The organism is Rhodococcus sp. NPDC006774 (assembly GCF_040636045.1).
In the GTDB taxonomy this organism is placed as follows: Bacteria; Actinomycetota; Actinomycetes; order Mycobacteriales; family Mycobacteriaceae; genus Rhodococcoides.
Window position 1 is genome coordinate 481,636 of the sequence record NZ_JBEYIW010000001.1, and the last position, 13,966, is coordinate 495,601.

Below are 13,966 nucleotides of genomic sequence, written 5' to 3' on the forward strand. Positions count from 1 at the left end.
CTGTGCCCCAGTCGGTCTTCTCAGTGACTTTCCGACATTCCCGCCCGCTTCTCGAGTTCGAGCAGAATCTGCTCGGCGATCTTGGTCGGGGGTGGACCGATGTCGACGACGATGGAGTTCTCGTCCTCACCCAGTGGCTCCAGGGTCGAGATCTGTGTGTCGAGCAGCGAGGACGGCATGAAGTGGTCCATCCGAGCGTTGAGGCGACCGCTGATCCGATCCTTGGTTCCGGCCAGATGCACGAAGATCACCTCCGAGCCCTCCCTCGACCCAGCAGCGAGCACGTCCCGATACGTCCGCTTCAGTGCCGAACACGTCACGATTCCCGATCGGCCCGTGGTGGTGTGATCGGTGATCCACTCGGCGATGATGTCGAGCCACGGCCACCGGTCCTCGTCGGTCAACGGCTGACCCGACGCCATCTTCGCCACGTTGGCGTCCGGATGCAGGTCGTCGCCCTCTTGCAGGTCCCATTTCAATGCTCCGGCGAGGATGCCCGCCACCGTGGATTTACCCGATCCGGACACTCCCATCACCACGAGAACCGGATGATGTGCTCTGCCTGTCGTCTGTGCTGCCATCCCTCGATACTGCTCCATCACGCCCGCGCGGATCGGACAGACGCGAGAAACCGGGCGACCCGTGGGACGATCGACCGGACATGAGCGAGACCAGCGACTTCCGCCAGCTTCACGATTCGGTGCTCGACGAGCTCGGTCGCGACATCGTGAGCGGCGCGATCCCGAGCGGGACCCGAATCTCGGCCGACGACGTCGCCGTGCGGTTCACCGTGTCACGGACCGTCGTCCGGGAAGTGGTCCGCGTCCTGGAATCGCTTGGGTTGCTCACCGTGCGTCGACGCGTGGGGATCACCGTGCAGGGCTCGCAGAACTGGAACTCCCTGGACCCGGTGGTCATCCGCTGGCAACTGGCCGGGCCCGCCCGCGCCGAGCAGTTGCTGTTGCTCAGCGAGTTACGTTCGGGCATCGAGCCTTTGGCAGCCAAGCTCGCCGCGCATCGAGCAACGCCCGAGCAATGCGGCGCACTGACGGCCGCCGTCATCGGAATGTCGTCGACGTCCCGGGCCGCGGACTCCGACGCCTACCTCGAACACGACAGCAACTTCCATCGCACGTTGCTGGCGGCCTCGGGCAACCCGATGTTGCGGTCGATGTCCGACATCGTGGTGGAGGTGCTCGCCGGCCGCACCCGCCACGCACTGATGTCGCGGCAGGCCGACCCGGAGGCGATCCGACTGCACGGCGTGGTCGCGTCGTCGATCCAATCCGGCGACGCAGACGGCGCGCAGCGAGCCATGTTGGCCATCGTCACCAAGTCCGCGGCCTCGATGTCGGCGGCCTCCGGTGTGACTCCGTCGCCCGGTCTGGTCCCCGACCAGCAGTGATGCGTCGAGCGCACAAAGCCAGGTACGCCGAGGCGGGGTTCATCGCCTAGATTCGACGGGTGACTGCTCTCGAATTGCCGCTCGAACTTCGCCGCGCACTCGTCGGAGTAGCTCGGACTCCGCGTCTGCTCGTCGCGTCCGATTACGACGGCACCATGGCACCGATCGTCTCCGACCCACAGAAGGCCTTCCCTCACCCCGAGTCGGTCAGCGCCATGCGCGGGCTCGCTTCCCTGGCCGGCACCAACGCTGCCGTCATCTCCGGACGTGCCCTCCGCGATCTCGCGATCCTCTCCCGGCTGCCGTCCGAGGTACAGCTGGTGGGCAGCCACGGCAGTGAGTTCGACGCCGGATTCATCAACGCCATCGACGAGAACGCCAAGAAGCTCCTCACCGTCATCACCGGCGAGCTCCAGGCCATCGCCGACGCCCATCCCGGCGTCAGCATCGAGACCAAGCCGGCCAGCGTCGCGCTGCACGTCCGCAACGCCGAGACCGCCGCCGGTGACGAAGCGCTCGCAGCAGTGCGATCCGGCGCGGCCGCACGGGACGGCGTTCAGGTCACCGAGGGCAAGTCCGTCATCGAGCTGGCAGTCATCGTCACCGACAAGGGTGTCGCCCTCGACATTCTTCGGCACCAGGAGGCCGCTACTGCCGCAGTCTTTTTCGGTGACGACGTCACCGACGAGAAGGCCTTCGGACACCTGCACGGGCCGGATATCGGCGTCAAGATCGGACCGGGAGACACCCTCGCGGAGTTCCGCATCGACAGCACCGAGCACGTCGCGCTCGCCCTGGCATTCCTACTCGAAGAGCGCCGGCAGTGGCTTTCGGGAGCCGACGCCCCGCGCATCGAACGACTGACGATGCTCGCCAGCCCCAATGCCGTTGCGCTGCTGACCCCCGACGCCGACGTCACCTGGCTGTGTCACCCCGAGCCCGATTCCGCAGCCGTGTTCGCGCACCTGCTCGGCGGCGATCAGGCCGGCCACTTCAGCGTCGGACCCACCCGCGTATCACTTCCACTGAGTCAGCAGTACGTGGACGGCACGATGACGGTGCAGACCAAGTGGGCCAGCTTGCAGGTCACCGATTACCTGCCGCACGACATCGGCCAGGGCCAGACCGCGCTGACGCGAGTCATCACCGGCAAGGCAACCGCTGTGGTGACCTTCGCACCGCGTCCGGAATTCGGAAAGGCATGGGCCTCGATCGAACCCGATGTCGACGGCCTGCGCATCGTCGGTACGGCAGATCCGATGGTGCTGCGCAGCCCCGGCGTCACCTGGAACATCGTCTCCGACGGATCCCAGCAGACGGCACACGCGGAGGTCGATCCGTCCGACGGACCGATCGTTCTCGAATTGCGGCTCGGCACAAACGATCTGAGTCAGCACCCATGGGACGAGGTGGAGCGTCGCCGCGCATCGGAGGCGTACTGGAAGGACTGGGCCGACGGCCTGAACCTGCCTCCACTCAAGCGCGATCTGATGAAGCGATCGGCACTGACCCTCCGTGGACTCGTGCACGCCGAGTCCGGCTCGATCATGGCCGCGGCCACCACGTCACTGCCCGAGGACATCGGCGGAGTCCGTAACTGGGACTACCGCTACTGCTGGCTGCGCGACGCCGCACTCACCGCAGCCGCGCTGGTCGACGTCGGATCGACGGCCGAGGCCGAGAACTACCTCTCCTGGATTCATGGGGTACTCGAATCGGTCTCCGGCCCCGAGCGTCTGCACCCGCTCTACACCATCTGGGGTCTCGGACTTCCGCCCGAGGCCGTCATCGACGAGCTGCCCGGCTACGCCGGCTCGCGTCCGGTGCGCGTGGGAAATGCTGCCAATCAACAGGTTCAGCTCGACGTCTTCGGCCCCATCGTCGAACTGGTGTCCGCTCTCGCCCACGCACGCAAGGCGAAGGGGTCCGAGAACGGTCTCTCCGACGACGACTGGGAACTCGTCCGCGCCATGGTCGAAGCCGTCGAACGTCGCTGGTTCGAGCCCGACCACGGCATCTGGGAAATCCGCGACAACCCCCGTCATCATGTCTACTCCAAGGTGATGGGCTGGATCACCGTCGATCGGGCCATCCGTCTGGCCGAAACCTTCGGTCGCACAACAGAACCCGCCTGGGCGGCTCTGCGCGAGACCATCCGCGAGGAAGTGCTCGCCAACGGCTGGAACGAGGAGGTGCAGTCCTTCACCGCCGCCTACGACGGCACCGACCTCGACGCCGCGACGTTGTTCATCGGACTGTCCGGCCTGATCGACCCGGCAGACCCACGCTTCGCTGCCACCGTCACCGCCACCGAAGCCGAACTACGCAGCGGCTCCACCGTCTACCGCTACCGCCACGACGACGGACTCCCCGGCGGCGAGGGCGGCTTCCATCTCTGCGCGGCCTGGCTCGTGGAGGCATACCTCCTGGTGGGACAACGCGCCGAAGCCGAAGCATTGTTCGCTCAACTCGTCAGTGCCGCAGGCCCCACCGGACTGCTCAGTGAGGAATACGACCCCATCGCCGAACGATCACTCGGCAACCATCCGCAGGCCTACAGTCACCTGGGTCTGCTGCGTTGCGCGAGATTGCTCAGCGCTCAGCCTGCCTGACCCCGCCCCGGCTCCGGCTCCGGCTCCGCGTCAATGGACCACTGCATACGTCTGAGCCCTGTAATGGTTCATTCACCCACTGGGGTCTGCTGCGTGAATGGCACATTGCATACGTCTGAGCCGTGCAGCGGTCCATTGACGCGAAGGGGGCGCGGGCGGCGCGAACGGGGCGGGCGGCGGGCGCGCGAAAAGGGGCGGGCGCGCGAACGGGGCGGGCGGCTCAGCTCAGGCGATAGCGGGCGGCTGTTTCGGCGGCGGTCCTGCGGTTCGCCCGCGGAAGAGTTCGGTCGGCAGGGTTTCGGCGGCGACGATGCCCGAGTGCGAGGACGAGAGCACCAGTTTGCCTGCTCGACGGCCTTTTTCTTCGGCGTCCTGGCGCACGGTGGTGAGGTTCTCGCGGATGGCGTCGGAGATGCCGTCGAATCCGGTGACCGAGAGTTGGCCCGGCACATCGATTCCGGAGACTCGGGCGAAGTTGAGTGCGCCGAGGGCGATGACGTCGGTGGTGCACAGCAGGGCGGTGGTTTCGCGGTTCGCCTGCAGGGCTTGGGCGGCCGCGGAGTGTCCGGAGCGGACGGTGTGGTCGAAGCGTTCGACGACGGTGAGGATGTCGGGGTCGAGTCCGGCGTCGATCATGGCTGCTTGGACGCCGGCGATGCGTTCGCGTTGGACGTGGAAGTGGCTGTCCGCCAACCGCCCCGGGGGTACGACGCCATCGCGGCGGTCGCGTCCGAGCCTCATGCACAGCACCGCGAGGTGCTCGTGCCCCTGCGAGATCAGATGTGCGGCAAGCATTTTCATCGCGCCACGGTCGTCGATGGCGACGAGGGCCGCTTCGGGGATATTGCGGGGTTGGTCGCAGACGACGATCGGTAGGTGGCGTTCGCGAACGGCCGCGAGGTAGGGGTCGTCGTCGGCGACGGAGTAGACGACGAAGCCGTCGACTCCTGCTTGTTGGACGACGGCTGCGGCTTGCACGTCGTCGCGTTCGGCTCCGGCGGGGATGAGCAGTAGGCCCTGTCCGGCGGCTTCGCAGGATTCGGCGAGTCCGGCGAGGAAGCTCATCGCGGCCGGGTCGCGGAAGGAGTAGCTCAGAGCTTCGGTGAGGAGCAGTCCGATGGCCCCGGCTTTGCGGGTGCGCAGCGATCGCGCGACGGGGTCGGGGCCTGCGTATCCGCGACGCTTGGCGGCCTGGAGGACGCGTTCGCGGAGTTCAGGGGAGAGCTGATCGGGTCGGTTGTAGGCGTTCGAGACGGTGGTGCGAGATACCTTCAGTTCGGCAGCGATCGACGCCAACGTCGCCTGACGTCGCGGTTCGCTTGACCTGACCATAACCGGGACGTTAGTCCCACTACGCACCGCGAAGAAACTCGAGGTCGTCTTCGTCCGATTCGAACAAAGGCCCGTCGAACGCTAGAGTACAACGGTAACGGTTTCCATTAGCGTCAAGCCTTGCCCTTCAGGAGTACATCGATGTCGTCCATCCGTCGCGCGTCCCGGACCAAACTCACGGCCGCACTCGGCCTGACCTGCGCCGCAGCCCTCACGCTCAGCGCATGCAGCTCCACCGACTCCGCGAGCATCGAGTCCGCCCCGGCCACCCCTGTCGACGGACCGATCACGATCGTCGCGTCCACCAACGTCTGGGGAAGCGTCGCCGAAGCGGTGGCAGGCGATCTGGCGACAGTGACCTCGCTCATCTCCGATCCCTCCGCGGACCCGCACTCCTACGAGGCGAGCCCCGCCGACGCAGCCGCCGTCGCCGAGGCGTCGCTCGTGGTCTACAACGGCGGCGGCTACGACCAGTTCATCGAGGACATCCTCGGTTCCGAGGGCAAGGACGTGCCGTCGGTCGATGCCTTCACGCTGCTGGACGAGAGCCACGATCACGATTCCGAGCCCGCCTCCGACGAAGCGACGCCGGAAGCAGAGGCAACGGACGGTGACGGCCATTCGCACGGCGAGGTCAACGAACACGTCTGGTACAACGCCGAGGTGGCAGCGCACACCGCCGAGGAGATCGCCGACAAGCTCGGTCAGCTCGATCCCGACAACGCTGCGCAGTACACCGCCAACGCCGAGACCTTCCACGAGCAGGTGCACGGCATCACCGACGTGACGGCGAAGATCGCCGCCGACCACCCGAACGCACCGGTTGCGCAGACCGAGCCGATCGCGCACTACCTCATCGAGGAGTCCGAGCTCGACGATCGCACCCCCGAGGATTTCAAGAACTCCATCGAGGAGGGCAACGACCCGTCTCCGGCATCGATCGCTGCGACGCGTGATCTGTTCACCTCGAAGTCAGTCCGCGCGCTGGTCTACAACATTCAGACCGAAGATGCTGTGACGCAGGACATTCGCTCCACCAGCGAAGCCGCGGGCATCCCCGTCGTCGAGGTCACGGAAACTCTGCCCGCCGGGATGACGTACATCGAGTGGCAGACCAAGGCAGCAACGGATCTGCAGGCCGCCCTCGCAACCGCCCCTTGAGCCGGTCCGACTCCTGATCTCGGACCTGCTGATGGAAAGCTGTAGTACATGCCTGCTGTAGAACTGCGCGATGCCGGACTGGCGTTCGGCGAGCGCACGCTGTGGCAGAACCTGGATCTGGCGGTCGAGAAGGGCGAGTTCGTCGCCGTTCTCGGCCCCAACGGGTCGGGCAAGACGTCTCTGCTCAAGGTGCTGCTCGGCCAGAATCAGCTCACGTCCGGCACAGCCGCGATCGACGGCCATCCCGTCCGCCGCGGCCAGTCGGGCGTCGGCTACGTGCCCCAGCAACGCAACATCGACGACGATCTCCCCCTGCGTGGACGCGATCTCGTCGGTCTCGGCTGGGACGGCCACAAATGGGGCATGGGCCTGCGCGGCATGCGGCAGCGCAAGGAGACGGTGCAGCGCGCGATCGATCAGGTCGACGCCAACTCCTTCGCGGGCGCACCCGTCGGCTCGATGTCCGGCGGTGAGCAGCAGCGTCTGCGCATCGCCCAGGCACTCGTCGGCGATCCGTCGGTGTTGCTGTGCGACGAGCCTCTGCTCAGCCTCGACCTCGCCAACCAATCACTCGTCTCGAGCCTCATCGATCGCCGACGGCGTGAGCACGACACGGCAGTGCTGTTCGTGACGCACGAGATCAACCCGATCCTGCCGCTCGTCGACCGCATCGTCTACATCGTCGACGGCCGGTTCCGCATCGGAACTCCCGAGGAGGTCATGACCACCGAGGTGCTCTCCGAGCTGTACGGCACCGAGGTCGAGGTCCTGAAGGTTCGCGGCCGGCTCGTCGTGGTCGGAACCGGCGACTCGATCGATGCGCTCGGCTCGGCAGGCGCACACCACCCACCCGTGCCGCACGACAGAGAAGACAAGGCATGAACGAGAAAGTTCTCGACGCATTCTCGAAGATGCTCGACTTCGACACCACAGCCAATCTGCTGACCTACGACTTCGTCCAGCAGGCGCTGCTCGCCGCCGCGATCCTCGGATTGCTCGCCGGTGCACTCGGTCCGCTGATCGTCAGCCGCCAGTGGGCGTTCGCGGTGCACGGATCGAGTGAACTCTCGCTCACCGGTGCGTCCGCCGCACTGCTCGTCGGCATCACCGTCGGCCTCGGAGCCATCGTGGGGTCCGTGGTCGCGGCGGTGATGTTCGCCCTGCTCGGAAGCAAGGCCCGCGACCGCGACTCGGTCATCGGCGTCATCATGTCCTTCGGCCTCGGCCTGTCGGTGTTGTTCATCTGGCTCTACCCCGGCCGAACCGGAACCAGCTTCTCACTGCTGATCGGCCAGATCGTCGGCGTCGGGCAGAGCGGCATCCAGTTGCTGCTGGTGTGCGCGGTCCTGGTACTGATCGTCCTCACCGTGGTCTATCGGCCGCTGCTGTTCGCCAGCACCGACCCCGAGGTGGCGCTGGCCCGCGGCGTCCCCGTCCGCGCACTCTCGGTGGTCTTCGCCGTGCTCGTCGGCGTCGCATGTGCGCTCGGCGTTCAGATCGTCGGAGCTCTGCTGGTGCTCTCGCTGCTCATCACTCCCGCCGCAGCTGCCGCGCGCGTCACGGCCAGTCCGCTCAAGGCGACGCTGCTGTCCATCCTGTTCGCAGAGATCGCCGCAGTCGGTGGCATCTTGCTCTCCCTCGCTCCTGGACTTCCCGTCTCGACGTTCGTCACGACCATCTCGTTCGTCATCTACCTGCTCTGCCGCGCTGTGGGTGCGACGCGCAAGGCCAATTCCGGACGGCTCGTCGCCGCCTAGGATGTCGAGGGTGACGGCCATCGATCTCAACGCCGATCTCGGCGAAAGCTACGGTGCGTGGACTCTGGGCGAGGACGACGCCATGCTCGACGTCGTGTCGAGCGCCAACGTCGCGTGCGGCTTTCACGCCGGTGATCCCACCACTCTGTTGCGAACGTGTCGTTCGGCAGCTCGAGCAGCCGTGCGGATCGGAGCGCAGGTGGGCTACCACGACCTCGCCGGGTTCGGCCGACGCTTTCTCGACGTCTCTCCCGCCGACCTCACTGCCGACGTGATCTACCAGATGGGCGCACTCGATGCGCTCGCCCAGGTAGCCGGCTCGGCCGTTGCCTACGTCAAACCGCATGGGGCGCTGTACAACGCAATCGTGCATCACCGCGAGCAGGCCCGGGCCGTGGTCGACGCCGTCACCTCGTACGACGCGACCCTGCCGGTCCTCGGGCTCCCCGGTTCGGTCTTCCTCGAGGAGGCCGAGCGGGCCGGACTGCGCACCGTCGCAGAGGCTTTCGCAGACCGCGCCTACACCCCGCAGGGAACGCTGGTCTCGCGCTCGGAACCCGGTGCCGTGCTGTCGGATCCCCACGCGGTGGCACAGCGAGTGCTGACCATGGTCACCGACGGCACCGCCGTGGCCGTGGACGGCTCGACCGTCGACGTCCGGGCCGAGTCGATCTGCCTGCACGGCGACTCCCCCGGCGCAGTCGCGATGGCCACCGCCGTCTCGGAACTGCTGCGCGCCAACCACATCGACATCACAGCCTTCGTCTGATGCGTATCCTCCCGGCCGGCGACAATGCCACCCTCGTCGAATTCGACGGGCTGGACGAGACGATGGCGTACTACCGTGCGCTGGCTCAGGACCCACCGGCTGCCGTTGTCGACCTCGTTCCCGCCGCGCGCACCGTGCTGGTGATGTTCGACGGGGCACGGCAGCCGATTCTCGAGTGGATCTCGGCAGTGACGCCCTCCGCCTCGATCGATGATGACCAGGGGGAGACCGTCGTGATCGCGGTGGTCTACGACGGGGAAGACCTCGACGAGGTGGCCGGTCTGACCGGCCTGACCACCACGGAAGTTGTTGCGGCTCATCTCGCTCAGACGTGGACCGTCGCCTTCGGCGGTTTCGCCCCCGGGTTCGGCTACCTCGTCGGCACCGATACACGACTGCACGTCCCGCGGCGCACGTCACCGCGCACGAGCGTCCCGGCCGGTTCGGTGGGGCTGGCGGGCGAGTTCTCGGGCATCTACCCGCGCTCCTCCCCCGGCGGCTGGCAGCTCATCGGGCATACCGACGCGCAATTGTGGGACCTCGACCGTGACCCACCCGCACTACTGCGCCCCGGCACCACCGTCCGATTCGAGCGGGCATGAGAGCCCTCACCGTGCTGCGGACGGGGCCACTGTGCACCGTGCAGGATCGTGGCCGCCCGGGGCACGCATCGATCGGAGTCGGCCGCTCCGGTGCCGCAGACCTGCTCGCGCACGATGCCGCAAACCGCTTGGTGGGCAACGATTCCCATGCCGCGACACTGGAAGTGACCCTCGGTGGACTGAAGCTGCGCGCCGAGTTCGACGCTCTCGTCGCAGTCACCGGTGCGCACGTGGCCTGCCGGATCGACGGCACGGAGCAGGGACTGTATTCGACACTGGCGATCCGCGCCGGGCAGGAGCTGGAACTGTCTGCGCCGACATGGGGTCTGCGCAGCTACCTCGCCGTACGGGGCGGGATCGACGTGCCCGTCGTCCTCGGCAGTCGCTCGACGGACACGATGTCGGGCATCGGCCCGTCCGCTCTCTCCCCCGGCACCGCCCTGCCTGTCGGCAACGACAGATTGTGCTGGCCCGCTGCAGATTTCGGTGTTCCGCCGACAATCCGAGAAACACTGCACATCACCTTCGGGCCACGCGAGGACTGGTTCACCGAACGCGCCCGAGAGCTACTGGTCCAGCAGCCGTGGACGGTCACGCAGGATTCGGATCGCGTCGGGATCAGGCTGGACGGTACCGAACCCTTGAGCCGGGCACGAGACGACGAATTGTCCAGCGAAGGAATGGTTCTCGGGGCACTACAGGTTCCGCCGTCCGGACAGCCGGTACTGTTCCTCGCCGACCATCCCGTCACGGGCGGCTATCCGGTGATCGCCGTCGTTGCCGCGGCAGACGTGTCCGCTGCCGCGCAGCTGACGCCCGGCTCCGCGCTTCGTTTCTGTTTACACGACTCCACTGACATACATCTCGACGCTGGGGCAGCCAGAAAATCTAATAGCGACACCGCCAGACCTTAGGCGACGGAATCCGATCGCTATCTATAAAGGCAACTACCACAACAGCGCTGTGATAAGTGCGTCGGAGTTGGCCAATCAATTCGTGGTTGTGATCGCCACATCTGACTTCGATCACGCAATCCGACACTTCCTTAATTTGCGCCTTACACAAACTTGATTGTGCAGAGCGACCGAACCGTAGCTGTGCAGGACTTCCGATTCCATATGCTCGTAACATCTGCCACTCTCCGTCCGAATTTGACAAAAAAATGGCCCCAGTTTGAACATCAAGACTCCTGCAGCGAACAATAGTCGCCGATATTGACACGCCAGCACGCATCGAAGTACGCCGCAATGCCGCGAGGTCAGCCCTGGGACCGATCTGATTGAGGAACCAATCCTCCGGCATCAGGATGTGTGCCGCCAAGGAATCACAGAATTTCTCAAGTGCCGCCGGACTGAGCATACTAGGAGCATCTGAAACTTGCCCCAACCTATGGACTAGTACATGCGCGATTTCGTGGGCCAGGGTAAATCTTGAACGAGCATCGTAGTGGTGAGGCCTTGCTCTACCCAAACTGGAACCTTGCGTCCGAGGCAGCAATGACCGACTTTCCGAGGGGTTTACCCACGCGAGTTCGATAACTGGCCGCGACGAGCTGAGGTCGGTCGCACCATCAAATGCCCTGCGCCTTCTTGAGTAAGTCAGTATCGCGTCGAGTTCACACACGATCTGATCCAGATCCGGCGGGGTCGCTGGCCGACCGGAAGGCAACTGCGCGAGCGCCTCGTCTAGCAGCCTCATATCGGATTCCGGACTATGTCTTGATGAAGGTGATGCCACGTCAGGCTCAAGTTCCAATTTGTCCGGCGCTGTGCTCGTAGGTCAGTTGCTGACTGAAGCATTTCATCTGTGCCGACTCTCAATAGCTCTGCCCGTTGGCGTGAGCCGAGCCCGGAGGCTGCCGACTCGAACGCGGACCGGGTTGCGCGCGGCAAGCGTCTCATAGCGGTAAAGTCGGAATACGTCATCGCGCCAGCCGCATCGGCTATCGACTCTCTTTCAATCTCTGATAATGCGGAGAACCGCATCGGGTCCGAGACTTCTGGCTGACACATGCCACCGTCCAAGTCGTTCAGGAACTTCATCAAGTACATGCGGTAGCCGTGAATCTTGGCCACCGCAAGATGGCGTCTACGTTGCCGGGTACGGATTAACGCAGCTGACTCCGACAGTGCCCTTGCAACTTCTCGCGGCGCATCCGGGTCGCCGGCAGCCACGCTGATCGAGGTCATAACAGCGCGACCATCGGGTTGCATGCGACAAGAGGAATGAGCCCGGACCTCTTCCGGACCACCCACTGACCAGTCCGTTGCCCGCGGGGTCCACTGCACTCCAAATATTGGGACACCTAGTCGACGAGCAATGTCGACTGATTCTCCTAGCCCCAGCGACGGACCCTCAATTGCAACGAGAGCATCATGCTTGAACACCGGCTCACAGTGCGTCGTTATGTGGCCCCTCCACTGATTGCTGGTTCCACTAAGTCCTTCCGGACCGCTCTGCGGGTGCTCTTGCGGCCCCAGGGGCACTGCTCCACATAACGAGAGCTCATCGTGTAGCCCCTCGATGAAACGGTCGTGGTCCGCGAGATTGTCGATGCCAATTGCTCCCCGGGGAGCACCTATTGCGACTACAAGACCGCTCAACGGTAGGTCCGCGGTGACTTGGGCTAGGACGCTCGTCACCACGCTCTCCGCGTCGCTTGCCGACAGTCCTAGCTCTAAGGCTGCCCTCACGCCCATTGCCTGGACGAAAGGGAGCAGCATGCTGTCCACAGGAGGTGTTGACACCATTGCAAATATGAAAGCCCCGAGCTGAGGGACCGGGCGGGGGCCGGGGGATCGCAGCGCCCGAACTGCTGAGGCGAACGCATCAGGGTTGAGTGTGACATCGGGAAAACAAGCGCTGAAGCCTGCGGCAGCTCGACTCAATCGTGTCACTTGCATCACCTCTCCAGGGATCTGCTTGGAGTGTACGATGATCACATCAGGTGCGCAACGTATGGCAATCACGCACCATCGGAGGTATGGTCTGCCCGTCGCCGCTGGCTGCCACACGAGCAGCGACGGTGCGACCAAATCCAGCGAAAGGAACTGCAGCGAAAATGGGAATGGTCAAGATTTCAGCTAACCTTGCCGAGGACATCGTCGAGGACATGAAGCGTAGGGCTGACGAACAGGGAATCTCGATGACCGAGCTGCTCCGTCAAGCTCTTGCTACTCAGAAATTTTTGCAGGAAGAGCAAGATCGCGGTACGAAACTCCTCCTCAAGCACAAGGGTGAAAGCGACAGGGAACTCATCGGTACCCCGTCCTACCGGACCGGCCCGGCTCGTGGTCAGTAACCCGCCCGAGGAGCGGAGCCAACCGTCCAGCAGCATTGACGCGGCCGGCGGTAGCGCGGAATCCAGCAAGGCAGCAGATGTCATAGGTCCAGTTGAGCTCGATCTCGGCGGTTCGATAACGCAACTCACCAAGCCGCCAACTCGAGATCTGGAGCAGGGCCGTGACAAAGTTCGAGCCATAATCGCGCTTGGTCTACTAGCGATTCTTGCTGCCATTGTTGTACTCGGTTTTGTGCTCGTATATCACCCACCGCCTGGTGTTGGTGAGTCCGATCCAGGACTGGAAGCTCGCACGTTGTTCATTCAGTCATTGCTCAGTGTTGTTGCGGGTTTGTTTGGGGCTGCCAGCGGGTTCTACTTCGGTGCAAGCAAGTCAGAAAAATAACTGACTCAGACACTGTTGGCTCGACAACTTCAAAGCCCGATGCGTACGAGCCTGCGGGTGGACGGATTGGAGACGACTTTTAGGTAAGTCACCCGATCCGTCCACCCCGAAGTCACCAGCGGAAGAGAACCGGGCTATCAGCAAAAGGACCCTCAAGTTTTGCGTTTGTCGAGCGAAATACTCTGAGCTGACCGGCAGAATGAGGCCGACTTCGCGGGATCCGGGAGTCGATGGGTTGATCGATAGAGATAACCGCGGTAGGCATCGTCGTTTTGGTCACGCCGGGGCCACGTAGCCGACGGTCAACCGTCCTCCATTTGGATCTCAATGTGATTATCAATCTGTGCGCTGGCTCGACAATTGAGCGAAACGACCTCGGTGGCCATTCTCGACGGGTTCGACATCGTCTATGTGGCGCGCGTTCCGTCGTCGCGTATGCTGCGGGTCGTCATCACGTCGGCACTCGATTCCCGCGCACGCAACATCATCGGGTCGAGTGCTGCTCGCAGCCCTCCCCGAGAGCGCGCTCGAACACTATCTCGCCGTGGCACCCATCGAAGCCCTGACCCCGCGCAGTGCCTTTGCGCAACAGCAACGGCACCGTCGTGGCGGCGCTGAACACGTCACTACACGCGAGTAACT

At 64.5% G+C, this 13,966-nt stretch carries 13 protein-coding genes; 10 read left to right on the forward strand and 3 right to left on the reverse strand.

What is annotated here, in order from left to right:
• Positions 1-20: 20 nt before the first annotated feature.
• Positions 21-581 carry a gluconokinase gene (locus tag ABZ677_RS02470; protein WP_037190692.1) on the reverse strand — a complete coding sequence of 187 codons (561 nt, stop codon included), beginning with the start codon at positions 579-581 and terminating at the stop codon, positions 21-23.
• Positions 582-661: 80 nt separating this feature from the next.
• Between ABZ677_RS02470 and ABZ677_RS02475 the strand changes: the two genes are divergently transcribed.
• Together ABZ677_RS02475 and otsB are read left to right on the forward strand one after the other, a co-directional pair.
• Entirely contained in the window at positions 662-1,405 is a 744-nt protein-coding gene (locus tag ABZ677_RS02475; protein ID WP_037190693.1) for an FCD domain-containing protein, read from the forward strand.
• 59 nt (positions 1,406-1,464) lie between these two features.
• Positions 1,465-4,017 (forward strand): trehalose-phosphatase, encoded by a 2,553-nt coding sequence (gene otsB / locus ABZ677_RS02480; RefSeq protein WP_358366397.1) that lies wholly within the window; start codon positions 1,465-1,467, stop codon positions 4,015-4,017.
• A 225-nt stretch (positions 4,018-4,242) separates the two neighbouring features.
• Here otsB and ABZ677_RS02485 read toward each other — a convergent pair whose 3' ends face one another.
• The gene (locus ABZ677_RS02485) at positions 4,243-5,349 is read right to left on the reverse strand and encodes a LacI family DNA-binding transcriptional regulator (RefSeq protein WP_037195065.1); all 1,107 of its coding nucleotides are present in this window, start codon (positions 5,347-5,349) and stop codon (positions 4,243-4,245) included.
• A 141-nt stretch (positions 5,350-5,490) separates the two neighbouring features.
• Here ABZ677_RS02485 and ABZ677_RS02490 point away from each other — a divergent pair, with 141 nt between their 5' ends.
• The 6 genes from ABZ677_RS02490 to ABZ677_RS02515 are packed head-to-tail and all read left to right on the forward strand — an operon-like array spanning position 5,491 to position 10,552.
• The gene (locus tag ABZ677_RS02490; protein WP_358366398.1) at positions 5,491-6,510 is read left to right on the forward strand and encodes a zinc ABC transporter substrate-binding protein; all 1,020 of its coding nucleotides are present in this window, start codon (positions 5,491-5,493) and stop codon (positions 6,508-6,510) included.
• A 48-nt stretch (positions 6,511-6,558) separates the two neighbouring features.
• The gene (locus ABZ677_RS02495) at positions 6,559-7,392 is read left to right on the forward strand and encodes a metal ABC transporter ATP-binding protein (RefSeq protein ID WP_358366399.1); all 834 of its coding nucleotides are present in this window, start codon (positions 6,559-6,561) and stop codon (positions 7,390-7,392) included.
• The gene (locus tag ABZ677_RS02500; RefSeq protein WP_358366400.1) at positions 7,389-8,267 is read left to right on the forward strand and encodes a metal ABC transporter permease; all 879 of its coding nucleotides are present in this window, start codon (positions 7,389-7,391) and stop codon (positions 8,265-8,267) included. Before ABZ677_RS02495 ends, ABZ677_RS02500 begins: the two co-directional genes overlap by 4 nt.
• A gap of 10 nt (positions 8,268-8,277) precedes the next feature.
• A complete protein-coding gene (locus ABZ677_RS02505; protein ID WP_358366401.1) occupies positions 8,278-9,036 on the forward strand; it encodes a 5-oxoprolinase subunit PxpA in 759 nt (252 codons plus the stop codon).
• A complete protein-coding gene (gene pxpB, locus ABZ677_RS02510; protein ID WP_358366402.1) occupies positions 9,036-9,638 on the forward strand; it encodes a 5-oxoprolinase subunit PxpB in 603 nt (200 codons plus the stop codon). Before ABZ677_RS02505 ends, pxpB begins: the two co-directional genes overlap by 1 nt.
• Positions 9,635-10,552 (forward strand): biotin-dependent carboxyltransferase family protein, encoded by a 918-nt coding sequence (locus ABZ677_RS02515; protein ID WP_358366403.1) that lies wholly within the window; start codon positions 9,635-9,637, stop codon positions 10,550-10,552. The genes pxpB and ABZ677_RS02515 overlap by 4 nt, the downstream gene beginning before the upstream one ends.
• Here ABZ677_RS02515 and ABZ677_RS02520 read toward each other — a convergent pair.
• Positions 10,527-11,336: an ImmA/IrrE family metallo-endopeptidase gene (locus ABZ677_RS02520; RefSeq protein WP_358366404.1), complete on the reverse strand. Its 810-nt coding sequence runs from the start codon at positions 11,334-11,336 to the stop codon at positions 10,527-10,529. The genes ABZ677_RS02515 and ABZ677_RS02520 overlap by 26 nt on opposite strands.
• 1,363 nt (positions 11,337-12,699) lie before the next feature.
• Between ABZ677_RS02520 and ABZ677_RS02525 the strand changes: the two genes are divergently transcribed.
• Positions 12,700-12,939, forward strand: coding sequence for a hypothetical protein (locus tag ABZ677_RS02525; protein ID WP_358366405.1), 240 nt, complete (start codon positions 12,700-12,702; stop codon positions 12,937-12,939).
• A 794-nt stretch (positions 12,940-13,733) separates the two neighbouring features.
• Positions 13,734-13,964, forward strand: a complete 231-nt coding sequence (locus ABZ677_RS02530) for an IclR family transcriptional regulator C-terminal domain-containing protein (RefSeq protein WP_358366406.1) — start codon at positions 13,734-13,736, stop codon at positions 13,962-13,964.
• The last annotated feature ends 2 nt before the right edge of the window (positions 13,965-13,966 follow it).